This window comes from Streptacidiphilus neutrinimicus, assembly GCF_000787815.1.
Taxonomy (GTDB): domain Bacteria; phylum Actinomycetota; class Actinomycetes; order Streptomycetales; family Streptomycetaceae; genus Streptacidiphilus; species Streptacidiphilus neutrinimicus.
The window spans coordinates 112,872-136,716 of the sequence record NZ_BBPO01000003.1 but is presented as its reverse complement, the minus strand read 5'-3'; the positions used below and the strand labels follow the sequence as shown (position 1 = coordinate 136,716).

At 72.0% G+C, this 23,845-nt stretch carries 26 protein-coding genes; 10 read left to right on the top strand and 16 right to left on the bottom strand.

Features of this window, described 5'->3' with window-relative positions; all coding sequences use genetic code 11:
• The first annotated feature begins 27 nt into the window (after positions 1-27).
• A complete protein-coding gene (locus TR48_RS03625; protein WP_042364354.1) occupies positions 28-1,521 on the top strand; it encodes an FAD-dependent monooxygenase in 1,494 nt (497 codons plus the stop codon).
• 31 nt (positions 1,522-1,552) lie between these two features.
• Here the strand turns inward: TR48_RS03625 and TR48_RS03620 are convergent, their stop codons facing one another.
• Entirely contained in the window at positions 1,553-1,816 is a 264-nt protein-coding gene (locus TR48_RS03620; RefSeq protein ID WP_042364353.1) for a hypothetical protein, read from the bottom strand.
• A 209-nt stretch (positions 1,817-2,025) separates the two neighbouring features.
• Here TR48_RS03620 and TR48_RS03615 point away from each other — a divergent pair, with 209 nt between their 5' ends.
• Positions 2,026-2,769 (top strand): lysophospholipid acyltransferase family protein, encoded by a 744-nt coding sequence (locus TR48_RS03615; RefSeq protein ID WP_042364352.1) that lies wholly within the window; start codon positions 2,026-2,028, stop codon positions 2,767-2,769.
• A 94-nt stretch (positions 2,770-2,863) separates the two neighbouring features.
• Complete coding sequence (locus tag TR48_RS03610) at positions 2,864-3,394, top strand: tetratricopeptide repeat protein (RefSeq protein WP_042364351.1); 531 nt, start codon at positions 2,864-2,866, stop codon at positions 3,392-3,394.
• Positions 3,395-3,408: 14 nt separating this feature from the next.
• On the opposite strand, the gene TR48_RS03605 is transcribed toward TR48_RS03610, so the two are convergent.
• From TR48_RS03605 to TR48_RS03585, 5 genes are all read right to left on the bottom strand, one after another.
• Entirely contained in the window at positions 3,409-4,521 is a 1,113-nt protein-coding gene (locus TR48_RS03605; protein WP_052442374.1) for a hypothetical protein, read from the bottom strand.
• A gap of 92 nt (positions 4,522-4,613) precedes the next feature.
• Entirely contained in the window at positions 4,614-6,038 is a 1,425-nt protein-coding gene (argH, locus tag TR48_RS03600; protein ID WP_042364467.1) for an argininosuccinate lyase, read from the bottom strand.
• Positions 6,039-6,051: 13 nt separating this feature from the next.
• On the bottom strand, positions 6,052-7,248 hold the full coding sequence (locus TR48_RS03595; protein ID WP_042364350.1) for an argininosuccinate synthase: 1,197 nt from the start codon (positions 7,246-7,248) through the stop codon (positions 6,052-6,054).
• A 155-nt stretch (positions 7,249-7,403) separates the two neighbouring features.
• Complete coding sequence (locus TR48_RS03590) at positions 7,404-7,823, bottom strand: hypothetical protein (RefSeq protein WP_052442373.1); 420 nt, start codon at positions 7,821-7,823, stop codon at positions 7,404-7,406.
• 132 nt (positions 7,824-7,955) lie between these two features.
• A complete protein-coding gene (locus tag TR48_RS03585) occupies positions 7,956-8,663 on the bottom strand; it encodes a TetR/AcrR family transcriptional regulator (protein ID WP_236651996.1) in 708 nt (235 codons plus the stop codon).
• A 105-nt stretch (positions 8,664-8,768) separates the two neighbouring features.
• Here TR48_RS03585 and TR48_RS03580 point away from each other — a divergent pair, with 105 nt between their 5' ends.
• Positions 8,769-9,320 carry a YbhB/YbcL family Raf kinase inhibitor-like protein gene (locus TR48_RS03580; protein ID WP_042364465.1) on the top strand — a complete coding sequence of 184 codons (552 nt, stop codon included), beginning with the start codon at positions 8,769-8,771 and terminating at the stop codon, positions 9,318-9,320.
• Between the two features lie 31 nt (positions 9,321-9,351).
• Here the strand turns inward: TR48_RS03580 and TR48_RS03575 are convergent, their stop codons facing one another.
• Positions 9,352-10,539, bottom strand: coding sequence for a serine hydrolase domain-containing protein (locus TR48_RS03575; RefSeq protein ID WP_236651995.1), 1,188 nt, complete (start codon positions 10,537-10,539; stop codon positions 9,352-9,354).
• Between the two features lie 164 nt (positions 10,540-10,703).
• On the bottom strand, positions 10,704-11,873 hold the full coding sequence (locus tag TR48_RS03570; RefSeq protein WP_042364463.1) for a trans-sulfuration enzyme family protein: 1,170 nt from the start codon (positions 11,871-11,873) through the stop codon (positions 10,704-10,706).
• A 162-nt stretch (positions 11,874-12,035) separates the two neighbouring features.
• Between TR48_RS03570 and TR48_RS03565 the strand changes: the two genes are divergently transcribed.
• From TR48_RS03565 to TR48_RS03555, 3 genes are all read left to right on the top strand, one after another.
• A complete protein-coding gene (locus TR48_RS03565) occupies positions 12,036-12,515 on the top strand; it encodes an Lrp/AsnC family transcriptional regulator (RefSeq protein ID WP_042364349.1) in 480 nt (159 codons plus the stop codon).
• 76 nt (positions 12,516-12,591) lie between these two features.
• A complete protein-coding gene (locus tag TR48_RS45145) occupies positions 12,592-12,825 on the top strand; it encodes a hypothetical protein (protein ID WP_042364348.1) in 234 nt (77 codons plus the stop codon).
• Between the two features lie 100 nt (positions 12,826-12,925).
• Positions 12,926-14,299 (top strand): cytochrome P450, encoded by a 1,374-nt coding sequence (locus TR48_RS03555; protein WP_042364347.1) that lies wholly within the window; start codon positions 12,926-12,928, stop codon positions 14,297-14,299.
• A gap of 116 nt (positions 14,300-14,415) precedes the next feature.
• Here TR48_RS03555 and TR48_RS03550 read toward each other — a convergent pair whose 3' ends face one another.
• The 7 genes from TR48_RS03550 to TR48_RS03520 form a co-directional block, all read right to left on the bottom strand.
• Positions 14,416-14,955: an arginine repressor gene (locus tag TR48_RS03550; RefSeq protein WP_042364462.1), complete on the bottom strand. Its 540-nt coding sequence runs from the start codon at positions 14,953-14,955 to the stop codon at positions 14,416-14,418.
• Positions 14,956-14,969: 14 nt separating this feature from the next.
• Positions 14,970-16,172: an acetylornithine transaminase gene (locus tag TR48_RS03545; RefSeq protein WP_084728740.1), complete on the bottom strand. Its 1,203-nt coding sequence runs from the start codon at positions 16,170-16,172 to the stop codon at positions 14,970-14,972.
• Positions 16,169-17,116: an acetylglutamate kinase gene (gene argB / locus TR48_RS03540; RefSeq protein ID WP_084728739.1), complete on the bottom strand. Its 948-nt coding sequence runs from the start codon at positions 17,114-17,116 to the stop codon at positions 16,169-16,171. Before argB ends, TR48_RS03545 begins: the two co-directional genes overlap by 4 nt.
• A gap of 34 nt (positions 17,117-17,150) precedes the next feature.
• The gene (argJ, locus tag TR48_RS03535) at positions 17,151-18,302 is read right to left on the bottom strand and encodes a bifunctional glutamate N-acetyltransferase/amino-acid acetyltransferase ArgJ (RefSeq protein ID WP_042364460.1); all 1,152 of its coding nucleotides are present in this window, start codon (positions 18,300-18,302) and stop codon (positions 17,151-17,153) included.
• A 26-nt stretch (positions 18,303-18,328) separates the two neighbouring features.
• Positions 18,329-19,369: an N-acetyl-gamma-glutamyl-phosphate reductase gene (gene argC, locus TR48_RS03530; RefSeq protein ID WP_042364346.1), complete on the bottom strand. Its 1,041-nt coding sequence runs from the start codon at positions 19,367-19,369 to the stop codon at positions 18,329-18,331.
• Between the two features lie 106 nt (positions 19,370-19,475).
• A complete protein-coding gene (locus TR48_RS03525; RefSeq protein WP_042364345.1) occupies positions 19,476-20,057 on the bottom strand; it encodes a Uma2 family endonuclease in 582 nt (193 codons plus the stop codon).
• A gap of 33 nt (positions 20,058-20,090) precedes the next feature.
• Positions 20,091-20,918: an SDR family NAD(P)-dependent oxidoreductase gene (locus tag TR48_RS03520; protein WP_042364344.1), complete on the bottom strand. Its 828-nt coding sequence runs from the start codon at positions 20,916-20,918 to the stop codon at positions 20,091-20,093.
• Positions 20,919-21,086: 168 nt separating this feature from the next.
• Between TR48_RS03520 and TR48_RS03515 the strand changes: the two genes are divergently transcribed.
• From TR48_RS03515 to TR48_RS03505, 3 genes are all read left to right on the top strand, one after another.
• A complete protein-coding gene (locus TR48_RS03515) occupies positions 21,087-21,944 on the top strand; it encodes a 3-hydroxybutyryl-CoA dehydrogenase (RefSeq protein WP_042364343.1) in 858 nt (285 codons plus the stop codon).
• A gap of 32 nt (positions 21,945-21,976) precedes the next feature.
• Entirely contained in the window at positions 21,977-22,219 is a 243-nt protein-coding gene (locus TR48_RS03510) for a mycothiol transferase (RefSeq protein WP_052442371.1), read from the top strand.
• A gap of 212 nt (positions 22,220-22,431) precedes the next feature.
• Positions 22,432-22,632: a hypothetical protein gene (locus TR48_RS03505; protein ID WP_042364342.1), complete on the top strand. Its 201-nt coding sequence runs from the start codon at positions 22,432-22,434 to the stop codon at positions 22,630-22,632.
• Between the two features lie 13 nt (positions 22,633-22,645).
• Here TR48_RS03505 and TR48_RS03500 read toward each other — a convergent pair whose 3' ends face one another.
• The gene (locus TR48_RS03500) at positions 22,646-23,521 is read right to left on the bottom strand and encodes a hypothetical protein (protein WP_152627774.1); all 876 of its coding nucleotides are present in this window, start codon (positions 23,519-23,521) and stop codon (positions 22,646-22,648) included.
• Positions 23,522-23,845 lie beyond the last annotated feature (324 nt).

The following is a 23,845-nucleotide window of genomic DNA, read 5'->3' as shown; positions in this document are numbered from 1 at the left end:
GTCACCGAGCGATGGGGGAGCACGACGATGAACACCACTCAGAACCGTGACTACGACGTCCTGGTCGTCGGCGCCGGACCGACCGGCCTGCTGCTGGCCGGCGACGTGGCCGCCGCGGGACTGCGGGTCGCCCTGCTGGAGAAGCGCACCGAGGAGTCGAAGCTCACCCGTGCCTTCGCCGTCCACGCCCGCACGCTGGAGGAGCTCGATGCCCGCGGCGTCGCCGACGAGTTGCTGCAGACCGGCGCGCGCCTGTCCGACCTGAGCATCTTCGGCGCGGTGCACGTCGACATGAGCACGCTGCCGAGCCGCTTCCCCGAGCTGCTGATCACGCCTCAGTACCAGACCGAGCGGGTGCTGCTGCGCCGGGCGCTCGGCGCCGGGGCGACCCTGCTGCGCGGCGCCGAGGTCACCGACCTGCGCCAGGACGCCGACGCCGTCGAGGTGGACGCCCTCGTCGACGGCGAGACCGTCACCCTCCGGGCGGCGTACGCCGTCGGCAGCGACGGGGTGCGCAGCACCGTCCGACGACTGCTCGGCGTCGACTACCCGGGCGAGTCCGCGATCTCCTCGGTGATGCTGGCCGACGTCAGGCTGGACACCCCGCCCGAGGACGTGCTGGCCGTCGGCGCGAACAAGCAGGGCTTCGCCTTCATGGCCCCCTACGGCGACGGCTGGTACCGCGTCATCGCCTGGGACCACGCCGAACAGCTCCCCGACTCCGCGCCCGTCGACTTCGAGGCGATGAGCCGGCTGGTGACATCGGTCCTGGACAGGGACCACGGGCTGCACGACCCCCGCTGGACCTCGCGCTTCCACAGCGACGAACGGCAGGCCACCCGCTACCGGGTCGGCCGGGTCTTCCTCGCCGGCGACGCGGCGCACTGCCACTCCCCCGCCGGCGGCCAGGGCATGAACACCGGACTGCAGGACGCGGCGAACCTCGGCTGGAAGCTGGTCGCCGCGGTGCGCGGCTGGGCCGCGCCCGGCCTGCTCGACAGCTATCAGGCCGAGCGGCACCCCGTCGGCGCGCAGGTCCTGCGGACGTCGGGCGGCCTGCTGCGGCTCTCGATCGGCCAGACCGCCCCGCTGCGGCTGGCTCGCGGGCTGGCCAAGGCCCTCGGCTCCCACCTCGCGCCGCTGGCGCGGCGCGGCGGCATGGAGGTCTCCGGCATCTCCGTCTCCTACCGCGACCAGGCCCCCGCAGGCTCCCACCGCCTCGTCGGCGACCGCGCCGCGGACATCGACCTCGCGGACCCGGGCTCCGACGCCGACGGCAAGGCCCCGACCCGCCTGTACGAGGCCCTGCGGGAGGGCCGCTTCGTCCTCGTCGGACCGGAGGGGACCTCCTCCGGCGAGGGCCTTCCCGCCGACTGGTCCGACCGCGTGGTGACCGCCACCGCCCCGAGCCTCACCTCCGAGTGGGTCCTCGTCCGCCCCGACGGCTACGTCGCCTGGGCCGCGGAGAACCCGAGCACGGAGCAGGCCCACACGGGCCTGGGGGCTTGGTTGGGCAACTGACGGAGTTGCACTTCCCCAGGGGCGCGGGGAACTAAAGGTCCGGGCCGAGACGGCGGCGGAGGCACTCGATGCAGCGGGAGCGGGTGGGGCCGATGCTGCCGAGGTGGGCCGCGAGCGTGGCGTAATCCGCCGTCGGATCCTCAAGCAGCGCGGCGACCAGCGCGCCGCAGCGGGCGGGTAGGCGCGCGACGGCGGCGCGCAGGCGTGCCGAGCGCTCCCGGGCGAGGTGGTGGCTCTCCGGGCAGACGGCGGTGCGGGGAAGCCGCAGGCCGGCGGGGATCTCGACAGTGACCATGCCCGTAGGGACGTTCCACGACGCGTCCCCGGATGCCGTCGGCGGACGGTTTCACCCGCATGGCGGACTGCGCGCCATCAGATGATCAACAGAATGTAACCCAGACCACCGACTGCCGCGTACCCGGCGGTAACAGATGACCACTAGGATCACCGCATCCCGTTTCGCGTAAACCGCCCGCGATCGTCCTCGGCCACGACGGAGGCACGGTGTTCTACTGGACGCTCAAGAAGATCATTGTCGGCCCGCTGGTCCGCACCCTCTACCGGCCTCGGGTCACAGGTCTGGAGAACGTCCCGGTCGACGGACCGGCGATCATCGCGCCGAACCACCTCTCCTTCTGCGACTCCGTCTTCCTGCCGCTCGCGGCGCCGCGCCAGGTGCACTACGTGGCCAAGGAGGAGTACTTCATCGGCAAGGGCGTCAAGGGCCGGCTGATGGCGTGGTTCTTCACCGGCGTCGGGGCCGTCCCGGTGGACCGCAGCGGCGGTCGCGCGTCCATGGCCGCGATCGACACCGGCATGGCCCAGCTGGCGAAGGGCCGCCTCTTCGGGATCTACCCCGAGGGCACCCGCTCCCCCGACGGCCGTCTCCACCGCGGCCGCACGGGCGTCGCGCACCTGGCACTGGCCAGCGGCGCGCCGGTGATCCCGGTGGGGCTGGTGAACACCGACCAGGTCCAGGCGAACGGCAGCATGCGCTGGCGCAGGCCGTTCCGCGTCCGCCCGGAGATCCACTTCGGCAAGCCGCTGACCTTCGAGCGCTACGAGGGCATGCAGCGTGACCGCTTCGTGCTCCGCGCCGTCACCGACGAGATCGTCTCGGCGATCCTGGACCTCTCCGGCCAGGAGTACGTGGACATGTACGCCACGAAGGCCAAGCTGCTGGCCGCCAAGGCGGCCAAGGCGGAAGCCCCGCAGGCCGCTTCGGGTAAACTGAAGGACGCCGCCTAGGCAGGGCCCCAGGCAGTGCCGGGACGGGCCGGTCCATCCGTCCGGGCTGCCCGGGCAGATGGACCGGCCCGTCCCGGCATGCCAGGCTGCCCGCATGGACGTGAAGATCGACATCAACGACTGGGAGCGTCGCAGCGCCCAGGCCTGGGCCGAGATCGACCGCTACTTCGAGCGCGGCGAGGCCGGGGAGGCGGAGTTCCGCCGGCGGATCGACGCGCTCGCGGACGAACTGCCGGCGCAGAGCCCCGTCGCGCCCTTCGAGCGGGCCAGCGCCTGGGACTCGACGGGCCACTCCGACAAGGCCGTTCCGCTCTACCAGGAGGCGCTGGACCGGGGCCTGGCGGGCATGCGCCGACGCCGGGCCCTGGTCCAGATGTGCAGCTCACTGCGGAACGTCGGCCGCGTCGCGGAGGCGGTCGAACTGCTCACCGCCGAGCGTGACAACCACGACCCGGACGCCGCGGTCCTGAAGGACGCGGTCGACGCCACGCTCGCCCTGTGCCTGGTGGACTCGGGCCGCGAGCGGGAGGCAGTCTCGGTCGCGCTCTCCGCGCTCGCACCCCATCTGCCGCGCTACCAGCGGTCGATGGCGAACTACGCCCGGCTGCTGGTCGAGCCGGAGTAGTCCGGCGCGTCGGCTCAGAACCTCCGCAGGAACGAGCCGAGTGACTTGACGGCCGTGTCGGCCAGGCGGGTGAGCGCCTGGCCGAGCTCGTCCAGGTCCTCGGTCAAGGTGTTCGGCTCCCGCTGCTCCGACGGGCCCTGCGGCGTCCCGGGCTCCGGCAGGATCTCCGTGCCGCGGTAGCCGACCGGGCCCTCGTTGACGCGCTGGGACCAGCCCTGGAACGAACTCCCGTCTTCCGTCAGGCCGATGGACGCCGAGCAGGCCCGCTGGTCGGTCCAGCCGATCCGGTCGAAGGGGCTCTCCTCGCCGGTGGCGAGGTGGTACACGAGCGGACCGCCGCGGTGCCAACGGCCGCCCCAGCCGGCCTCGGTGGCGAAGGAGCGGGTGGCGTCCAGGTCGGCGTCGCCGGGGTAGGCCTGACGATCGATCAGCTCACCGCGCAGCTCGTACCACCGGCCGTCGGCGTCGCGGGTGTGGCCGTAGAAGGTGTGCAGTTCCAGCGCGAACTCGACCGAGGCCTCGGCGCCGGACCGCACCCGCCAGTCCAGCCGAGACGGCATCGCGCCCTCACCGGAGTCGAGGTGCAGGCGCCAGGTCGCCGCGGGCTCCCACTCCTGCGCGCCGGGAGCGCGCCGGTCGGTGCGGTAGGTCAGCAGGGACTGCGCGAAGGACTCAGCCAGCCATGCCCGTTCGGCGGCGTCCCGGTCCCAGACGGGCTCGGCCAGCACCCGGTAGAGCCACAGGTGCGAGCGCGCGTCGGCGGCGGTGCGCAACGTCAGCGTGTTGGTCCGGCCGGGGTGGAGCAGCTCCGCGGGGACGGCGAACGTCATCTCCTGCGGGAGGTCTCCCCCGCCGGGTATGCGGTGCTCGCCCACGATCACCTTGGAGTTGACGGCGATCCCCAGCGGCGCGTAGCCGGGCCGCGGGCCGAGCTTGGAGACGAGGGCGCGGACTTTGACAGTGAGCTCGTCCCTGACGCCCTCCTCGGGCACGTCGAACGAGAGCGTCACGGTGGCGCCGGAGTCCAGCGCGAGGTGGTCCCGCGCGAAGCGGGCCCCCTGCGACTCGACCGCGGCATTTCCGGTCCGGGGGGCGGCTGTGGAGAAATCAACGAAGACAGGGTGCACGAGGGCTCCAACGTCAGGGGCGCGGGGAACCGTTCCCCGCGCCCCTGAACCCTGCCGTGCCCGTCTGACACTCGGTGCTCGGCCGGCTCGCCTCAGCGCTTGGCGTCCAGCCACTCCTGCTGCAGCGTCAGGTTCGACTTGACCTCCGCGAGCTGGACCGCGACCGCGTCCGGCGCGGTGCCGCCGCGGCCGTTGCGGGCCGCGATCGCGCCCTCGACCGACAGCACCTCGCGGACCTCAGGGGTCAACTCGGAGCTGATCTCGGCGAACTGCTCGTCCGTCAGATCCCACAGCTCCATGCCGCGCGGCTCGCAGAACTTGACGCAGGCGCCCGCGACCTCGTGGGCGACCCGGAACGGGACGCCGCGCTTGACCAGCCACTCGGCGATGTCGGTGGCCAGGGAGAACCCGGCGGGGGCCAGCTCCTCCAGGCGCTCCTCGTGGACCGTCAGCGTCGCCATCATGCCGACGAAGGCCGGGAGCAGGACCTCGAGGGTGTCGCAGGAGTCGAAGACCGGCTCCTTGTCCTCCTGCAGGTCGCGGTTGTAGGCCAGCGGCAGGGCCTTGAGCGTGGCCATCAGGCCGGTCAGGTTGCCGATGAGGCGGCCCGACTTGCCGCGGGCCAGCTCCGCGATGTCCGGGTTCTTCTTCTGCGGCATGATCGAGGAGCCCGTGGAGAAGGCGTCGTGCAGCGTGATGAAGCCGAACTCCTTGGTGTTCCAGATGATCACCTCCTCCGCGACGCGGGAGAGGTTCACGCCGATCATCGCGGTGATGAAGGCGAACTCCGCGACGTAGTCGCGCGAGGCGGTGCCGTCGATGGAGTTGGCCGCGGAGCCGCCCTCGAAGCCGAGTTCGGCGGCGACGTACCGCGGGTCCAGCCCCAGGGAGGAACCGGCCAGCGCGCCCGAGCCGTAGGCCGAGACGGCGGTGCGCTCGTCCCACTGCCGCAGCCGCTCCGCGTCCCGGGCGAAGGCCTGGACGTGGGCCAGCATGTGGTGCGCGAAGAGCACTGGCTGGGCGTGCTGGAGGTGGGTGCGGCCCGGCATGGCCGTGGCGGGGTGGGCCTCGGCGAGGCCCACCAGCGCCTGCTGGAGCTCCAGCAGCAGTCCGCCGATGATCCGCGCGTGGTCGCGCAGGTACATCTTGCCGAGCGTGGCGATCTGGTCGTTGCGGGACCGGCCGGCGCGCAGCTTGCCGCCGAGCTCGGGGCCGAGCCGCTCCAGCAGTCCGCGCTCCAGCGCGGTGTGCACGTCCTCGTCGGCGACGGTGCCGGTGAAGGCGCCCGACTCGACGTCGGCGAGCAGGGCCGTCAGGCCCTCCAGCATCCGGGTCAGCTCGTCGTCGCTGAGCAGGCCGGCCCGGTGCAGCACCTTGGCGTGGGCCTTGGAGCCGGCGATGTCGTAGGGTGCGAGCCGCCAGTCGAAGTGCACGCTGGCCGAGAGCGCGGCCAGCGCCTCCGACGGACCGTCCGCGAACCGCGCGCCCCAGAGCCGGACGTCTTCGTTCTTCGCCATCGTGATCAAGCCCTCAGCTCTGAAGGTCCCGCTTCGCCGCGATCTTCGACGACATGCCGAAGATCTCGATGAAGCCCTTGGACATGGACTGGTCGAAGGTGTCGCCGGTGTCGTAGGTGGCGAGGTTGAAGTCGTAGAGCGACTCGGCGGACTTCCGGCCGTTGACGACCGCGCGACCGCCGTGCAGGACCAGCCGGATGTCGCCGGTGACGTACTGGTTGGCCTCGTCGACGAAGCCGTCCAGGGCGCGCTTGAGCGGGGAGAACCACAGGCCGTCGTAGACCAGCTCGCTCCAGCGCTGCTCCACCTGCCGCTTGTAGCGGGCCAGTTCACGCTCGACGGTGACGTTCTCCAGCGCCCGGTGCGCGGTGATCAGCGCGATGGCGCCCGGAGCCTCGTAGATCTCACGGGACTTGATGCCGACAAGGCGGTCCTCGACCATGTCGAGCCGACCCACGCCCTGGGCGCCGGCCCGGCGGTTCAGCTCCTCGACGGCCTGGAGCACGGTGACCTTGCGGCCGTCGATCGCGACCGGGACGCCCGCCTCGAAGGAGATGACGACGGTGTCGGCCTCGCGCGGCAGCGCCGGGTCCTGGGTGTAGTCGTAGATGTCCTCGATCGGGGCGTTCCAGATGTCCTCCAGGAAGCCGGTCTCGACGGCGCGACCGAAGACGTTCTGGTCGATCGAGTAGGGGGACTTCTTGGTGGTGGCGATCGGGAGGTTCTTCGCCTCGGCGAAGGCGATGGCCTTGTCGCGGGTCATCGCGTAGTCGCGGACAGGGGCGATGCACCTCAGCTCGGGCGCCAGATTGGCGATGCCGACCTCGAAGCGGACCTGGTCGTTGCCCTTGCCGGTGCAGCCGTGGGCGACGGTGGTGGCGCCGTGCTTCCTGGCCGCGGCGACCAGGTGCTTGACGATGACCGGCCGGGACAGCGCGGAGACGAGCGGGTACTCGCCCTGGTACAGCGCGTTGGCCTTGATCGCCGGGAGGCAGTACTCGTCGGCGAACTCGTCGCGGGCGTCGGCGACCTCGGCCTCGACGGCGCCGCAGGCGAGGGCGCGCTCGCGGATCACGTCCAGGTCCTCGCCGCCCTGGCCGACGTCGACGGCGACGGCGACGACCTCGGCGCCGGTCTCCTCGGCGATCCAGCCGATGCAGACGGACGTGTCCAGACCGCCCGAGTAAGCGAGTACGACGCGCTCGGTCACGGCTATCTCCTATCACTCACAGGGCAGGCGGGCGTGCGTCCAGGACCGCTGAAGGCATGGGTGCGGGTGCGCGGCGGAGCCTCGCGACGCTTGGCATAATTATGCATGCCTCCGTATGAAATTCAAAGCCGCGCCGTGGCGATCCAGTCGCGACCTCAGCGACCACGGCGGCGTCGACGTGCCCCGCGCGCGTAGTCAGCCGGCGTGGACGGACCCTCGCCCGCGAAGAAGAAGTGGTCGACCCTCGTGGACGCGGACGGTGATCCCCTCGCGGCCGGCGAGGCCCTCGCGCCGGCGGCCGAGGTCGTCGGCGACCGGGCCCGGTAGTCACGTCCACCCTGGAGCAGCAGCGCCGGCACGTCCAACGCCACGAGCGTCGCGACCTGGTCGTGGCCGCGCAGGTCGAGCCGGTAGGCGCCGGAGAGGCCCATAGGCAGTTCCGTGCCGGGAGCGCCGTGGGCCAGGTCGGGGCTGCCCACACGGGCCGCCTCGCGCTCCGGCTCGACGACGGCGGCGGCTGCGTCCAGCCCGGCGCGGGCGCGGCGATAGGCCGGAGGACGCGCAGTCGGTGACACCTGCGGCTCCGCCGCGTGGGCCCGTGGCGTCAGGGTGCGTGGATCGCAAGGCGGAGGTGGCGGTACCCCCGGCCGAAGGCTGGGGGAGCGTACCGTGACGCCGCGGGCCCGGCATGATCCACAAGGCAGAACCTAGGCGAGCAGCCCGCGCAGGGCGCGGGTGATGATGCGGTCGAAGAGCTCGTCCGCCGACTTGGAGCCCGGCGGGCCCGCGCTCTTCAGGGCGGCGGTCAGATGCGGGTAGTCGCCCGTCGCGGCGGCGTGGCGCAGGTACGCGTCGCGAGCGCGGCGCCAGGGCGGGGGCTCGGCCGCGTCCAGCTCCTTGGCGAGCTCGGCGCGGGCGAGCGAGGCGACGAGGGACTGCAGGACGGCGACCGCCTCCAGTTTCTCCTTGCCGCCGAGCGGCAGCTCGGCGAGGCAGGCGAGGCAGCGGTCGAGGTAGGCGAGCGTGCGCGGGCCGACCGGGGCGCCCGCGGCAAGGACGTCGAGCAGCCAGGGGTGGCGCAGACAGACCGCACGCGCCTCGCGGGCGAGCGCCAGCAGGTCGTCGAGCCAGTCGCCCGCGCCCAGGTACGCGTAGGAGATCTCCGCGTTGACCCGGTCGCTCATCAGCTCGACCAGCTCGTCCCGGGTGGCGACGTAGCGGTACAGCGACGCGGGCGCGGAGCCGAGCGACTGCGCGACGGCGCGCATCGTCACGGCGGCGAGGCCCTGCGCGTCGGCGAGCGCCACGCCCGCCTCCGCGAGGCGGTCGCGGTCGAAGGCGGGCGCGGGGCCGCGCCCGGAGCGCGCAGGACGGAGCCAGATGCTGACCTCGGACTGCTCCGACTGCTCCACCACGGAATGGACCCTTCTTTTCTGCGAACGCCGTATGCAGTATCTTAGTCGGGACGATACTGCGAACAGCGATCGCAGAAACAGGAGAGGACCCGCACCGTGGCGATCATGGGACGACTGCTCAAGAACAGGCGCGCCGGCGAGGAGCAGGTCGCCTGGCACCGCCCGAACCTGAACGGACCCGACACCCTGGAGCTGCGCAGCGAGGCCTTCGCGGACGGCGCGACGATGCCGACGACGCAGGCCGGGCGGCGCGTCGGGGGCCGGAACCTCTCCCCCGCCCTCGCCTGGGACCCGGCTCCCGCCGGGACGGCCCAACTGCTGTTCGTCATGGAGGACCCGGACGTCCCGATGAGCACCCCTGCCGTCCACACCCTCGCGCTGATCGACCCGAAGCTCACCGCGCTGGACGCCGGGGCACTCGACGCGAAGGCTCCGGCCGACGGCGTGCGGATCCTACGCTCGACCATCCTGTCGGGCTACCACGGCCCGGAGCCGATCAAGGGCCACGGCCCGCACCGCTACGTCTTCCAGCTCTTCGCACTGGAGACCGCGCTGGACGGGGCCGCGCTGGCGAAGGCACGGCCCCGGGAGGTGCTCGCGTCCGTCGGCGGCCCGGTGCTCGCCCGCGGACGGCTCGACGGGTTCTACGAGCGCTGAGCCCCGGGCGTCGCGCGGGTCACCGGCTCGGTCAGGGGAAGACGTTCTTCGGGGTGATCACGGACGTCACGGCTGCGGCCAGCAGGTCCTCCGGGGCGTTGGCCGCGTTGTTCTGGTACGGCACGTCCGTGTTCACCATGACGACGAGGGTGGCCCGCTCCGACGGCAGGTAGACGTCCACCGTCTCGTACCCCGGCACCTCGCCGTTGTGGCCGATCCAGCCGTTGAAGTCGGCGATCCCCAGGCCGTAGCCCAGGCCCGGCTGGCCGGTGGGGATGAACGTCAGCCGCTGGGCCTGCGTCCGACGCGACAGCAGCGTGCCCCGGTAGAGGTCGTACGCCCAGACGTGCAGGTCCCGCAGGTCGGACACCATGTCGGCGTCGGCCCAACCCCAGCTGGTGCTCCAGCCGGTGGCGTCCGCGATCTTCCCGTCCAGGGTCTGCGCGGTGTACCCGTGCGGGCGCGGCCGGGGCAGGTAGGTCGTCGGCGTCATCACGCTGTGGTCCAGGTCGCTGGGCGCGATCACGTGGCGGCAGACGTAGTCGCTCAGCGAGGTGTGCGTCAGCTTCTCGATCACCAGTCCCAGCAGCACGGTGTTGGAGTTCGAGTAGAGGTAGTCCTGCCCGGGCGGGAACAGGTTGGCGTGCTTGAAGCCGTAGGAGAGCAACTGCTGCGGGGTGAACGGGCGGGTGGGGTGCGACAGGAACTCCTTCTCGAAGGCCGTGTCCGCGGTGTACGGGTACAGGCCGCTGCGCATGTCGGCGAGGTCCCGCAGCGTGATCCGGTCGCCCTCGGGAACCCCGGCGACGTACCTGGAGATCGGGTCGTCCAGGTGTACCCGGCCCTGGTCGACGAGCTCCAGCAGCGCGGTGACGGTGAAGGTCTTGGTGACGCTGCCGATCCTGGTGTTCATGTCGGTCCGCATCGGCGCGCCGGTCTTCTTGTCCGCCACACCGAAGGCCCGCACGTAACGCCCGTGGCCCGGGAGCCAGATCCCGACGATCGCGCCGGGGATGCCGTAGGTGTGCATCGAGGTCCGGATGGCGCGGTCAAGCTCCTTCTCCAGCGCCGGGGAGAGCTGCCGGTCGTCACCGGAGGCCACGTCGGCCGAACGCGCCGCGACCGCCCCCTTCGGCGCCGAGGCTCCGGCGGGGGCGGTCGCGAGCGGGACGAGTGCGGCCGCCGCGCACACCGCGGCCAACAGGCCGCGGAGACGCACCGATCTTGGACCTTGGACCTGCTTCACCGGCACGCCTGCCCTTCGCTTCGCGGTAGCCCCCTCAGCAGGCTGCCAACGAAGCGCGGGCGCGCCCGGACGCGGCGCGCCGCCGCCCGCCGATCAGTCGTACCCGTCCACCCGACCGGCGCAGCGCCGCCCGTGCGCTACGCCAGCGCCTGGGCCAGGTCCTCGTAGAGGTCCTCGACGTCCTCCAGGCCGACCGAGACGCGCAGCACCGACGCGTGCGGGCGGGCTTCAGGGGCGACGGGGCGGTGAGTGAGCGAAGCCGGGTGCTGGATCAGAGTGTCCACGCCGCCGAGGGAGACGGCGTGGGTGATCAGCTTGCAGCGCTCCGCCGCGCGGGCCGCGGCGTCGTAGCCGCCGCTCAAGGAGAAGGCCAGCACCGAACCGGGCGAGGACTGCTGCTTGCCGATCAGGCCGAGCGGGTCGCAGTCCGGCAGGCCCGGGTAGAAGACGCGGTCGACGCCGGCCTGCTCGGCCAGCCACAGGGCGACCTTGCCCGCGCTCTCGGACTGGTGACGCACCCGCAGCGGCAGGGTCTGCAGACCGCGGTGGAGCAGGTAGGCGGAGAGCGGGTGCAGGATGCCGCCGGTGACGGCGCGCACCGGGCGGATCTTGCGCGCCCAGGCGTCGCTGGTGGCGACGACGCCCGCGAGCACGTCGCCGTGGCCGCCGAGGTACTTGGTCGCGCTGTGCACGACGATCGTGGCGCCGTGCCGGATCGGCTGCTGCAGCACGGGTGTGGCGAAGGTGTTGTCGACCAGCAGCGGGACCTCGCCGCAGCGGGCGGCCAGCGCACCGAGGTCGACGAGCTCCAGCGTCGGGTTGGCGGGGGTCTCGACGACGACCAGGCCGGTGTCGGGGCGGATCGCGGCCTCGACCTCGTCGGCGGTCGCCCAGGTGACCTCGGTGCCGAGCAGGCCCGTGGCGAGCAGGTGGTCGGTGCCGCCGTAGAGGGGGCGGACCGCGACGACGTGTCCCTTGCCGTCGGCCCGCGCCGCGAGCAGGCAGGCACTGATGGCGGCCATGCCGGAGGAGAAGGCGATGCCGGCCTCCGCGCCCTCCAGTTCGGCGAGCGCCTGCTCGAAGCGGGCCGTCGTGGGGTTCCACAGACGCTGGTAGACGGCGGTGCCGCCGTCAGGGATCAGACCGCCGGTCGCGAGCGACTCGTAGCTGTCGCCGCCGCTCCCGACGCCGGGCAGCGGGTTCGTCGTCGACAGGTCGATCGGGGGAACGTGCACGCCCAGGTCGCGCAGGTCGGTGCGGCCGGCATGGACGGCACGGGTGTCGGCGCGGGTGGCGTCGGACAGCATCGGGGAGTCCTCCTCGTCGAGGGCTGCGGAGCCGACCGCCCGGGTCGGGGCTTCGGCGATGGCCCCCAGAATGAAGATCCGGCACATTCGACGCCACAGTTCCGCAGAAGATTCGGGCATACCACTCCCTCGTTGTGTACATATTCGGGAGGGGCGGGCACGATGGGCTTCGTGCCGAAGAATCCGCAGCCCGCGCTCGCGCCCGTGGACCGCGCGATCCTGCGCCTGCTCGCACAGGACGCGCGGATGCCGAACAACGCCATCGCCGAGGCGGTCGGCATCGCGCCGTCCACCTGCCTGACGCGGATGCGGGCGCTTCGCGAGCACGGCGTCATCCGCGGCTTCCACGCCGACGTGGATCCGGCCGCGCTCGGCCTCGGCATCCAGGCGATGATCGCGGTACGGCTGCACGCGCACACCAAGGAGCGGATCTCCAGCTTCACCGCCGAGATACCGCGGCTGCCCGGCGTCATCGCCGCCTACCACCTCTCCGGCGCGGACGACTACCTGCTGCACGTCGCCGTACCGGACACGGACGCGCTGCGTGACTTCGTCCTGGACCACCTGACCGCCCACCCGGCCGTCGCCCACACCGAGACCAGCCTCATCTTCGGCCACATGCGCGGCGAGTCCGTCTCCTGAAGGCCGTTCCGCGGCCGGCCCCGCTCGACGTCCGGCTCGGGATGCGCTTCGGCGGCAGCCCACGGATCGTTGAGCTATGCGAGTCGACACGTGGATGGAACAGGGTCTCGACCCCGCCGCCGACGGGCCTGTCCGTTGGCGTGTCTTCCACGCCGCCGACGGTCCTCAGTGGACTCTCTGCGAGCGGAGCACCACCGGGCTGCGCGCGGTCCCGGCCGAGCTCGGCTCGTGGCCGCCGACCCTCCGGGGCGACGACAGCGTCTGCCCCACGTGCGAGGCGCGGGCCAAGGAGCCGCTGGCCTACTACTAGGGTCTGTGGCGACGGTTGCGGCAGGCTGGCCAGCGGCCTGCGAGCGGCGGAAGCCGGATCCGCTCTTGAGACCTGGGGCGGGCCCCGCCATCCTGGCGCGGTGACCTCAACTCTTGCCTCTGCCAAGGGAACCACCACGACGCTGCCCGCCGGTCCGCGCGGGCTGCCGCTGTTGGGCAATCTGCCCGCCTTCGCCCGTGATCCGCTGGGCTTCTTCTGCCGGCTGCGCGACGACCACGGGGACTGGGCGCCCTGGCGGCTCGGCCCCAAGCCCTGTCTGCTGATCTCCCGCCCCGAGGACGTCAACGAGCTGCTGGCCGGGGTCGAAGTCACCTTCGGGCCGTCCGACATGGGCGTGGCCCTGCGCCGGGTGCTCGGCGACGGCGTGGTCACCAGCACCGGGGACGACTGGCGTCGCAAGCGGTCGCTGGTGCAGCCCTCCGTGCGGCCGCGGCAGGTGCGTTCCTACGCGGCGACGATGGTCGAGTGCGCCGACGCCGTGGCGACGGCCTGGCGTGACGGCCAACGCGTCGACGTGCAGCGGGAGATGACGCGGCTGACGCAACGGGTCGCGGTCCGCACGCTGTTCGGTGTGGAGACCGCCGGGCGTGAGGAGACCATCGCGCGGGCGATGGCCGTCGCGCAGCGCGAGATCGGCGCGGAACTGCGGGGTGTCACCGCCTTCTTCCCGTCCTGGGTCCCGACTCCGGGGCGTCGCCGACTCGACGCCGCCGTAACGGAGTTGGACGCGGAGATCCACCGCATCATCGACGAGCACCACGCCGCGCGGGCGGCCGGCGAGGAACGCGACGACCTGTTGAGCCGCCTGCTCGCGGCCCGGGACGAGAGCGGCGCGCCGCTGTCGGACCAGGAGCTCCGCGACGAGGCGGTGACCCTCTACATCGGCGGCCACGAGACCACCTCCACGACCCTGACCTGGGCCTGGCACCTGCTCTCCGGCTCGCCGCAGGCCCGCGCGCGCCTGGACGCGGAGCTCGCCGAGGTCCTGGGCGACCGGCTGCCCACGTTCGACGACTACGCGCGGCTGCCCTTCACACAGGCGGTGGTGAAGGAGTCGCTGCGGCTCTTCCCGCCGATCTGGCTGATCAGCGCGGTCGCCCGCGAGGGCGCACGCCTCGGGGACCGCGAGGTGCCGGTCGGCACGACGGTCTGGACGAGCCAGTGGTCCGTCCACCGCGACCCGCGCCTCTACCCGGAGCCGGACGCCTTCCGCCCGGAGCGCTGGGACGCGGACGCGGCGACTCCCGTCCCCGACCACGCCTGGTTCCCGTTCGGCGGCGGCCCCCGCACCTGCCTGGGCACGCGCTTCGCCCTGGTCGAGGCCGCACTCGTGCTCGCGGTGCTCGCCCGGAGGTGGCGGATCGACACCGACCCGGGCGAGGTGAAGCCGTTCACCGGCCTGACGTTGCAGCCGTCCCGCGCCATCGGAGCCACACTGCGCTCCACCGGCTGACGGTCGGTCAACGCCCGTGCGCGGCCGCCGCAGCGGCGCGAGACGCACCTCGCGGCGGGTGCAGAGCCCAGCCGCCCGACCCGGATCAGCCGGGCACCCGGCCCCCGGGACGCGCCTCAGGACTGAGCCAGTCGCAGCAGGTACTGGGCGAGGTCCTGGCCGCCGTTGGGGTCGCGGCTGATGACCAGGACCGTGTCGTCGCCCGCGATCGTGCCGATGATCTCCTCGACGCCCGACTGGTCGATCGAGGAGGCGAAGAACTGCGCCGCGCCGGGCGGCGTCCGGAGCACGACGAGGTTGCCGGACGCCGTCGCGGAGACCAGGAGCTCGGCCGCGAGCCGCGCCATCCGGGTCTCCGACGCGGACTCCCCCATCGGCGCCAACGGCGTACGGTCGCCGCCCTCCGCCGGGACGGCGTAGATCAACGCACCGTCGGAGTTGCGGATCTTGACCGCGCCGAGCTCGTCCAGGTCCCTGGAGAGGGTTGCCTGAGTGACCGTCAGCCCGTCGTCGGCCAGGAGCTTCGCCAGCTGGCTCTGGGAGCGGACGGGCTGACGCGTCAGCAGCTCCACGATCCGCCGGTGGCGCGCCGTGCGCGTCTGCGGCAGCTGGGCCGCCGCGGACGAGGCCGGCGCGTCGCGATGGGGTTCGGTCATGGAGCAAGTGTCCCTTACTTGATCGAGCGGAGCACACCCGGGAGGACCGCGAGGAGGGCGTCCACGTCCCGCTCGGTGAGGATCAGCGGCGGGGCCAACCGGATGACGTCCGGGGTCGCGGCGTTCACCAGGAAGCCCGCGCGCTGCAGCGCGGCCTGGAGCTCTCCCGCCCCCGGGCGGGTGAGCACGATGCCGATCAGCAGACCGGCGCCGCGAACGTGGTCGATCAGGGGATCGCCCAGGCCCGTGATGCCCGCACGCAGCCGCTCACCCACCTTGGTGACCTGGTCCAGCAGGCCCTGCTGCTCGATGGTGTCGAGGACGGCGTTGGCGGCCGCGCACACCACAGGGTTGCCGGAGAAGGTCGAGCCGTGGTGGCCGGGCTTGAACAGGTGCGCGGCGTCGCCGAAGGCGATGGTCGCGCCGATGGGCAGGCCGCCGCCGAGGCCCTTGGCCAGCGTCACCACGTCCGGATCCACGCCCTCGAAGGCCTGGTACCGGAACCAGTGGCCGCAGCGGCCGATGCCGGTCTGGATCTCGTCCAGGATCAGCAGCGCGCCCTTGGAACGGGTGATCTCACGGGCCGCGACCAGGTACTCCGCCGGGGGGACGACCACGCCGTTCTCGCCCTGGATCGGCTCCAGGATGACGGCGGCGGTCTCCTCGGTGACGACGGCGCGCAGCGCCTCGACGTCGCCGTAGGGGACGTTGGTGACCTCGCCCGGCAGCGGATGGAAGCCGTCCTGCTTCTTCGGCTGGGCGGTCAGGGCCAGCGCGCCCATGGTGCGGCCGTGGAAGGCGCCGAGCGCGGAGACCATGTGGGTGCGGCCGGTGAGCCGGGCCAGCTTGAACGCGGCCTCGTTGGCCTCGGCGCCGGAGTTGCAGAAGTAGACCCGCGCCCCCTGGTGGCCGGTGTAGCCGATCAGCCGCTCGGCGAGGCGGATCGGCTGCTCGGCCATGAACAGGTTCGAGACGTGGCCCAGGGTGCTGATCTGCTCGGTGACCGCGGCGACGATCGCCGGGTGGGCGTGGCCGAGCGAGTTGACCGCGATGCCGCCGAGATAGTCGGTGTAGCGCTTGCCCTCGGCGTCCCAGACGTGCACACCCTGGCCGCGGACCAGCGGCAGCCGCGGGGTGCCGAAGTTGTCCATCAGCGCGTGCTGCCAACGGTCGGTCATGCCGTCGTTGGCCGGTGTCCCAGTTGCGTTGGCGTTCATGCCAGCCCCCCAGCCATCACGGTGGCGTCGATGTCGGTCTCGGCGTCGGCCACGACCATCGTGCCGATGCCCTCGTCGGTGAAGATCTCCAGCAGCAGGCTGTGCTGGACGCGGCCGTCCAGGACGCGCGCGGTGCCCACGCCCTCGCGGACGGCGCGCAGGCAGCCCTCCATCTTCGGCAGCATGCCGCTGGCGAGCGTCGGCAGCAGCTTCTCCAGCTCGGCGGCGCTCAGCTGACTGATCACGTCGTCGGAGTTGGGCCAGTCGGCGTACAGCCCCTCGACGTCGGTGAGGACGACGAGCATCTCGGCCTGGAGCGCCACGGCCATGGCGCTGGCCGCGGTGTCGGCGTTGACGTTGTAGACGTGCCCGTCCGAGCCGCGCGCGACGGAGGAGATGACGGGGATGCGCCCGTCCTCGATCAGCGCCTTGACCGCGCCCGCGTCGACGTTGGCGATGTCGCCGACCAGACCGATGTCGACCTGCTCGCCGTCGACCTCGGCGTAGCGCTTGACTGCGGTCATGGTGTGCGCGTCCTCGCCGGTCATGCCGACGGCGAAGGGGCCGTGCTCGTTGAGCAGCCCGACCAGGTCGCGCTGGACCTGCCCGGCCAGCACCATGCGGACCACGTCCATGGTCTCCGGCGTGGTGACGCGCAGACCGTTGGTGAAGGTGGACTCGAGCCCGAGCTTGGCCAGCTGCGCGCTGATCTGCGGGCCGCCGCCGTGGACGACGACGGGGCGCAGGCCCGCGTAGCGCAGGAACACGACGTCCTGCGCGAAGGCGGACTTCAGCTCGTCGTCGACCATGGCGTTGCCGCCGAACTTGATGACGACGGTCTTGCCGTGGAAGCGCTCCAGCCACGGCAGGGCCTCGACGAGCGTGAGCGCCTTGGGGAGCGCGGTGTTGTTGCGGGCCTGTTCGCCCTTGGGTGCGATCTGCACGACGGTTCCCGGTCCTCGGTTCGTCAGCCGGCGGTCAGCTGGAGTAGGCGCTGTTCTCGTGGACGTACTCGGCGGTGAGGTCGTTGGTCCACACCGTCGCGCTCTCCTGGCCGGCGTTCAGGTCGGCGGTGATGACGACCTCGCGGTCCTTCATGGTGACCAGCTCGCGGTCCTCGCCGACGCCGCCGTCACGGCAGACCCAGACGCCGTTGATGGCGACGTTCAGCCGGTCCGGCTCGAAGGCGGCCGCGGTGGTGCCGATGGCGGACAGGACGCGGCCCCAGTTCGGGTCCTCGCCGTGGATCGCGCACTTGAGCAGGTTGTTGCGGGCGATCGAGCGGGCGACCTCGACGGCGTCGGCCTCGGTGGCGGCGTTCACCACGTCGATGCGGATGTCCTTGCTGGCGCCCTCGGCGTCGCCGATCAGCTGGCGGGCCAGGTCGGCGGAGACCGCGCGGACGGCGGCGGCGAACTCGTCGGCGTCCGGGACGATGCCGCTGGCGCCGGAGGCGAGCAGCAGCACGGTGTCGTTGGTGGACATGCAGCCGTCGGAGTCGACGCGGTCGAAGGTCGTCGAGGTCGCGGAGCGCAGGACCGCGTCCAGCTCGGGGGCCTCGACCAGGGCGTCGGTGGTGATCACGACGAGCATGGTGGCCAGGCCCGGCGCGAGCATGCCCGCCCCCTTGGCCATGCCGCCCACGGTCCAGCCGGAGCCCTGGGCGACGGCGGTCTTGTGGACGGTGTCGGTGGTCTTGATCGCGACGGCAGCCTGCTCACCGCCGTCCTCGCTGAGCGCGGCGGCGGCGGTCTCGACGCCGGGCAGCAGCTGCTCCATCGGCAGCCGGACGCCGATGAGGCCGGTGGAGGCGACGGCGACCTCGCCCGCGCTCAGGCCCAGCACGTCGGCGACCTTCTCGGCGGTGGCGTGCGTGTCCTGGAAGCCGAGCGGACCGGTGCAGGCGTTGGCCCCACCGGAGTTGAGGACGACGGCGCTGACCTCGCCGCCCTTGACCACCTGCTGCGACCAGAGCACGGGCGCGGCCTTGACGCGGTTGGAGGTGAAGACGCCGGCCGCGGCGTGGGAGGGGCCGTCGTTCACGACGAGTGCCAGGTCGGGCGCACCCGACGCCTTGATCCCGGCGGCGACGCCCGCCGCGCGGAAGCCGCGGGCCGCCGTGACACCGATTCCGGGGTTGGTCACGGGGTTCTGGCTCACGGTGCGACTCCTGTCATCGGAAGGCCGAGCTCCTCGGGCAGGCCGAGGGCGATGTTCATGCTCTGGACGGCGCCGCCGGCTGTGCCCTTGACCAGGTTGTCGATGGCGGCGATGGCGATGATCCGACCGACGCTCTCGTCGAGCGCGACCTGGACCAGCGCGTTGTTGGACCCCTGGACCGAGGCGGTGGCGGGCCACTGCCCCTCCGGGAGCAGGTGGACGAAGGGCTCCCCCGCGAGCGCGTCGGCGTAGGCCGCACGCACCTGGGCGGCGGTGACGCCCGGCTTCGCCTTGACGTTGCAGGTGGCGAGGATGCCGCGTGACATCGGCGCGAGCGTCGGAGTGAAGGAGACGGCCACGCGCTCACCGGCGACGGCGGAGAGGTTCTGGGTCATCTCCGGCGTGTGGCGGTGGACGCCGCCGACGCCGTACGGGCTCATCGAGCCCATGACCTCGCTGCCGAGCAGGTGCGCCTTGGGCGCCTTGCCTGCCCCGGACGTCCCGGACGCGGCCACGACCACGGCCTCGGGCTCGGCGAGCCCGGCGGCGTAAGCGGGGAACAGCGCGAGCGAGACGGAGGTCGGGTAGCAGCCGGGGACGGCGATGCGCTTGCCGCCCTCCAGCGCCTTGCGGCCGCCGGGCAGCTCCGGCAGCCCGTAGGGCCAGGTGCCGGCGTGCGGGGAGCCGTAGAAGTTCTCCCAGTCCTCCGCGCTGTGCAGCCGGAAGTCCGCGCCGCAGTCGACGACCAGCACGTCCGGCCCCAACTGCTCGGCGACGGCGGCGGACTGGCCGTGCGGCAGGCCCAGGAAGACGACGTCGTGCCCGGCCAGCGTCTCGGCCGTGGTCGGCTCCAGCACCCGGTCGGCCAGCGGCCACAGATGCGGCTGCAGCTCCCCGAGCCGCGTCCCGGCGTTGGACCCGCCGGTCAGCGCCCCGATCTCGATCGCGGGGTGGGCCAGCAGCAGACGCAGCACCTCTCCCCCGGCATACCCGCTCGCCCCGGCGACCGCCGCGCGGTACGTGGCCCTCGCTGCCATGTGCTGCCCTCCTCGTGTTGGGATAACTATACGGAGGATGGCACATTCATGCAATGAAGGGCATGAATATCCGCCCGGGTCCCACGGACCCAGGCGGAGACGGGGGTTACTCGCCGTCCTCCGGCGCGTACCGGCGCAGGGCGCCGGTGTCGATCGTCCACTCGTCGACCTTGATCACGTCGCCGAACACGTACGGCACATGTGCCTCGTAGACGGCGCGACCGCCCTTGGCCACGGGCTTCCAGTAGTGGTGTGCGGTGCCGTCGCGCGGATCGATGATCACGTAGTGCGGGATGCCCATCGCCGGGTAGTCGCGGAGCTTGCCCTGATAGTCGTTCTCGGGGTTGTTCGGAGAGACGATCTCGACCGCCAGCAGTATCTCCGCCGGATCGAGGGCGGAGTCCGAGGTGTCGAACGCCGCCTCCGGGACGACGATCACGTCCGGACGACGCAGGACGCCCAGGTTCTCGTCCTCGACGTCGCCGAGGGTGGCCGCAACCAGCCCGCCCTCCAGCTGCGCCAGGAGCTGCTGCTGAATGCGGAGGGCATTGAGGTCGTGGCGCGGAGACGGGCTCATCATCATCAGGATCTGGCCGCCACTGATCTCAGGAAGGGCGAAGTGCGGTTCCTGCGTCAGCGCATCCCGGTACTCGCGAAGGTGACGGTAGATCTCAGCCTGCGTCCGCATGCCTCCAAGTCTACTGACGATCACCGTCCGTGTTCAGGAGTAGGCGGCCAGCGGGTCCTCGTCGCCGTACGGGCGCAGGCGCAGGGTGCGGGCGTCGCGGGCGCGGATGAGGTCGGCGTCGCGCAGGATCGCCTCGAGGTTGTCGCGGCCGAGGTGGAGGAAGCGGCCGTGGAGTGGGTCGAGGCGGCCGCGGGCCGCGTCGACGACGGTGGCGACCAGGTACGGGATGCTGCCCCAGTGGACCATGTCCGCGAACATCGGCATGTTCGCCGTCATCTCGGTCGCGACCGCGCCGGGGCTGATATCCAGGACGGTGACGCCGTGCGGGCGCAACGATTCTGCAAGGTTGTCGCTGAGCCGCAGCAGGGCCGCCTTGGAGGTCGCGTACGCGGTGTAGCGTCCGTCGGGGCGCAGCGCGAAGCCGCTGTTGAGGTTGACCACCCGGCCCGAGCCGCGCTGCACCATGCCCGGCAGGACCGAGCGCATCAGGTTGAACGGGCCGCGCAGGTTCGTCTCCACCACCTGCCACCACTGAGCCGGGTCCGCCTCCCACAGCGGCACCTCGGCGCCGTCCACCTGGCCCGCGTTGTTGACCAGGAGGTCGATCCGGCCCAGGTCCCGAAGGACGCTGTTGACCGCAGCCTTGACCTGGCCGGGGCGGGCGACGTCCGCCGCGAAGGCGACGCACTTCACACCGTGGCGTACACAGGCGTGCAGGGTCTGGGTCAGGGTGTCGCTGTGGCGGCCGATCAGTCCGAGGTTCATGCCCTCCTCGGCCAGGCCGAGGGCGATCTCCCGTCCGATCCCGCGCCCGGCGCCGGTGACCAGGGCGGATCCGCCCTCCAGACTGCGCAGTCCCATCGGCCCCGCTCCCTCCCGTTGGTGTGTCCGTCCACCTCATCCTGGTCCGGTCTTGGCAGGTCCGGCGGCGGACACGCGGAGGAGGAGGGGGTAACGTCGGGCCGTTGCCTTGAATAGAACTCTTCGAAGTGTTCGACTCTTCGACGAACGGAACTGGGGAAGCCACACGTGAGCGACATCGCGCGAGTAGGAGTGGTGGGCTGCGGCCTGATGGGGTCGGGCATCGCGGAGGTCTTCGCGCGCTCGGGTCTGGACGTCAAGGTCTCCGAGGCGAGCGGGGAGGCCCTGGAGCTGGGCCGCACCCGGATCACCACCTCGTTCGAGACGGCCGTCCGCCGCGGCAAGCTCTCCGAGGAGGAGCGCGACGAGGCACTGGGGCGGATCTCCTTCACCACCGAGCTGGCCGACTTCGCCGACCGCGACCTGGTCATCGAGGCCGTCGCCGAGCGCGAGGACATCAAGATCGCGATCTTCGAGACGCTGGACCGCGTCGTCGAGCGCCGCGACGCGATCCTGGCCTCGAACACCTCCTCCATCCCGATCGTCAAGCTCGCCTCCGCGACGAGCCGCCCGGAGCAGGTCCTCGGCATCCACTTCTTCAACCCGGCGCCGGTGCAGAAGCTGGTCGAGATCATCCCGACCCTCACCACCTCCGCCGAGACCGTGGCCCGCGCCGAGTCCTTCACGCGCGAGAACCTCGGCAAGGACCCGATCCGCGCCCGCGACCGGGCCGGCTTCGTCGTCAACGCGCTGCTGGTGCCCTACCTGCTCTCCGCGGTCCGCATGTTCGAGTCCGGCATCGCCACGGCCGAGGACATCGACAAGGGCATGGAAGCTGGCTGCGCCCACCCGATGGGCCCGCTGCGCCTGTGCGACCTGATCGGCCTCGACACCATCGTCTCCATCGCCGACTCCATGTACGAGGAGTTCAAGGAGCCCCTGTACGCGGCCCCGCCGCTGCTCCAGCGCATGGTCGACGCGGGCCTGCTCGGCCGCAAGTCCGGCCGCGGCTTCTACCAGTACTGACGCGCGTCCCGGCTGCTGCTGACCCGACCTCGGTGCCCGACGCTTCGGATGGAAGCCTCGGGCGCCAAGGGCCTGCCGACTACCACGCGGCGATCGCGGCCAGCCACGCGGCGATCCGTTCCGCCCGCGGTCTGGGAAACCCTGTCGCGGTGCCGGTCGAGGGCGCGTTCCTCTCCGTGCGATGGGTCGTCGCCCATATGACCAGCGAGACCGCCCGGCATGCCGGGCATGCCGACATCCTGCGCGAGCGGATCGACGGAACGACCGGGCGCTGACCGCGGTCTGCCCCATGCAGGGGGACGGACTGCGGGCGGTGGTTCCATGACGTCGTGCCTGGAGCGCCCGTACGGACGCAGTACCGCAGCTGTACTGCGTCTGCACCGGGCCGGGCCGAGGAGGGGGAGCCGGGCGGTCCGGTTTCGGTAGGGTGACGTCGTGGCGGCGTCCGGTGGGCGCCTTGGGTGCGAACTGCGTACGGAGAAGCCTGGTGACGGCGGTCGGGTTCCTGGTGGCGGTCCTCTGCATCGGGGGCCTCGCGGTCGCGATGCCGCGGGTGCGGGCCTGGAACCGACGCAGGGCCGCCGAGCACGAGGCCTGGCTGCGGGGCATCCAGGACAGCGACCGGGAGGTCGCGCTGCTGGACGAGATCCGCCGCCGCCGGTCCCCGGCGCAGGAGCGCCGCGAGTAACCGGGCCGGTGCGTCAGGCGGTGCGGCCCGGGGCGACGTTCGGGTCGGGTGGCAGGGCCGCCAGCGGGTCGTCGGCACGGCGCGCGTCCGGAGACGGCACGAAGGTGAACTGCACCATCCCGCGCGTGCTCCCCTCCGGCGGGATCCCGGCGCGGTGCAGGCAGCGGGTGGTGTTGACGAACGCGCCGTGCCCCGCGGGGGCGGTGAAGGGGACGACGCGGTCCGGGTCGTCCAGATGGCGCCGGGCGGGGCCCTTGGCCCAGCCCTGGCCCAGGAAGCCCGTTCGCATCAGGCGGCGGGTGCTCGGGACGGGGTGCAGCCGGAACGCCCCGCCCTCGGCCGTGACGCCGTGGCTGATCTGGACGAAGAACTTCAGCGTGGACACCGGGTGCTGGTCGCAGTGCCAGAGGTTGCCGTAGTGGTGGAAGGCACGCTCCGGCTCCGGGATGTGGGCGATCCGCCACATCCGGACGTGCTGCACCCGCCAGCGACCGCCGTAGAAGGCGTCGAGCGCGCTCAGCACCGGGAGGTTCAGCAGTTCCCGCAGGGCCGGGGCGCGGTCCACCGGGTCCCGCACGTAGCGGACCGCGTCCTTGATCCGGCCGCCCATGTCGACGGTCACCGTCGGATCGTCGATCAGCTCCTCGTAGCCGGCGCGGACCTCGTCGATCAGACCGGGGCGGTAACCGGGGTCGAGCACGGCGTACCCCTCCCGCTCGGCCGCGGCCGCGACCAGTTGCCCGGCCGGGTCGGCGGGGAGGGCCGGCCGGGAGCGGGAACGCGCCAACAATTGCCGTTGCCCGCGGTTGTTCTCGGTCCACGCGTCGTTGCCCCAGTACAGGCGTGCCGCCTCCAGCGCGACCACGCGCCGGAATCCACCGTCCCCCATCTGACCTCCCCCGTTCTTCACTTGGTCTCCACAACTTAAGGGCGAGCGCGGGCGACGATCAATAGGCTTGACGTCAACAGTTTCTGACGCCGACCGTGGTTGACATGCGCCTGGACAAGCACGTATCCAGCCTTTTTGAGTGATCATCAGAAGCTTTTCTCCCGTGCTGAGTTCCACGAACCGACACCAGGGGGACACATGTGTGCTTATTGTGTGGACGTACGCTGCGTCCGGCAGCACGTTCGCCCGCACGTTCGTCTGCGTCTTCTCTGCACGTTCTCCCAGCACCTCCACCCAGCCCTCGCACGGCGCGGCGGAAGCGGT

What these genes read in the sequence shown, in the direction of transcription:
- TR48_RS03625 (WP_042364354.1), top strand. Translation starts at nt 28, where the DNA reads ATGAACACCACTCAGAACCGTGACTACGACGTCCTGGTCGTCGGCGCC.
- TR48_RS03620 (WP_042364353.1), bottom strand. Translation starts at nt 1,816, where the DNA reads ATGGTCACTGTCGAGATCCCCGCCGGCCTGCGGCTTCCCCGCACCGCC.
- TR48_RS03565 (WP_042364349.1), top strand. Translation starts at nt 12,036, where the DNA reads ATGGGCTTCGTGCCGAAGAATCCGCAGCCCGCGCTCGCGCCCGTGGAC.
- TR48_RS03520 (WP_042364344.1), bottom strand. Translation starts at nt 20,918, where the DNA reads ATGGGACTGCGCAGTCTGGAGGGCGGATCCGCCCTGGTCACCGGCGCC.
- TR48_RS03570 (WP_042364463.1), bottom strand. Translation starts at nt 11,873, where the DNA reads ATGCTGTCCGACGCCACCCGCGCCGACACCCGTGCCGTCCATGCCGGC.
- TR48_RS45145 (WP_042364348.1), top strand. Translation starts at nt 12,592, where the DNA reads ATGCGAGTCGACACGTGGATGGAACAGGGTCTCGACCCCGCCGCCGAC.
- argC (WP_042364346.1), bottom strand. Translation starts at nt 19,369, where the DNA reads ATGGCAGCGAGGGCCACGTACCGCGCGGCGGTCGCCGGGGCGAGCGGG.
- TR48_RS03550 (WP_042364462.1), bottom strand. Translation starts at nt 14,955, where the DNA reads ATGACCGAACCCCATCGCGACGCGCCGGCCTCGTCCGCGGCGGCCCAG.
- TR48_RS03545 (WP_084728740.1), bottom strand. Translation starts at nt 16,172, where the DNA reads ATGAACGCCAACGCAACTGGGACACCGGCCAACGACGGCATGACCGAC.
- TR48_RS03500 (WP_152627774.1), bottom strand. Translation starts at nt 23,521, where the DNA reads ATGGGGGACGGTGGATTCCGGCGCGTGGTCGCGCTGGAGGCGGCACGC.
- TR48_RS03525 (WP_042364345.1), bottom strand. Translation starts at nt 20,057, where the DNA reads ATGCGGACGCAGGCTGAGATCTACCGTCACCTTCGCGAGTACCGGGAT.
- TR48_RS03610 (WP_042364351.1), top strand. Translation starts at nt 2,864, where the DNA reads ATGGACGTGAAGATCGACATCAACGACTGGGAGCGTCGCAGCGCCCAG.
- TR48_RS03580 (WP_042364465.1), top strand. Translation starts at nt 8,769, where the DNA reads ATGGGACGACTGCTCAAGAACAGGCGCGCCGGCGAGGAGCAGGTCGCC.
- argH (WP_042364467.1), bottom strand. Translation starts at nt 6,038, where the DNA reads ATGGCGAAGAACGAAGACGTCCGGCTCTGGGGCGCGCGGTTCGCGGAC.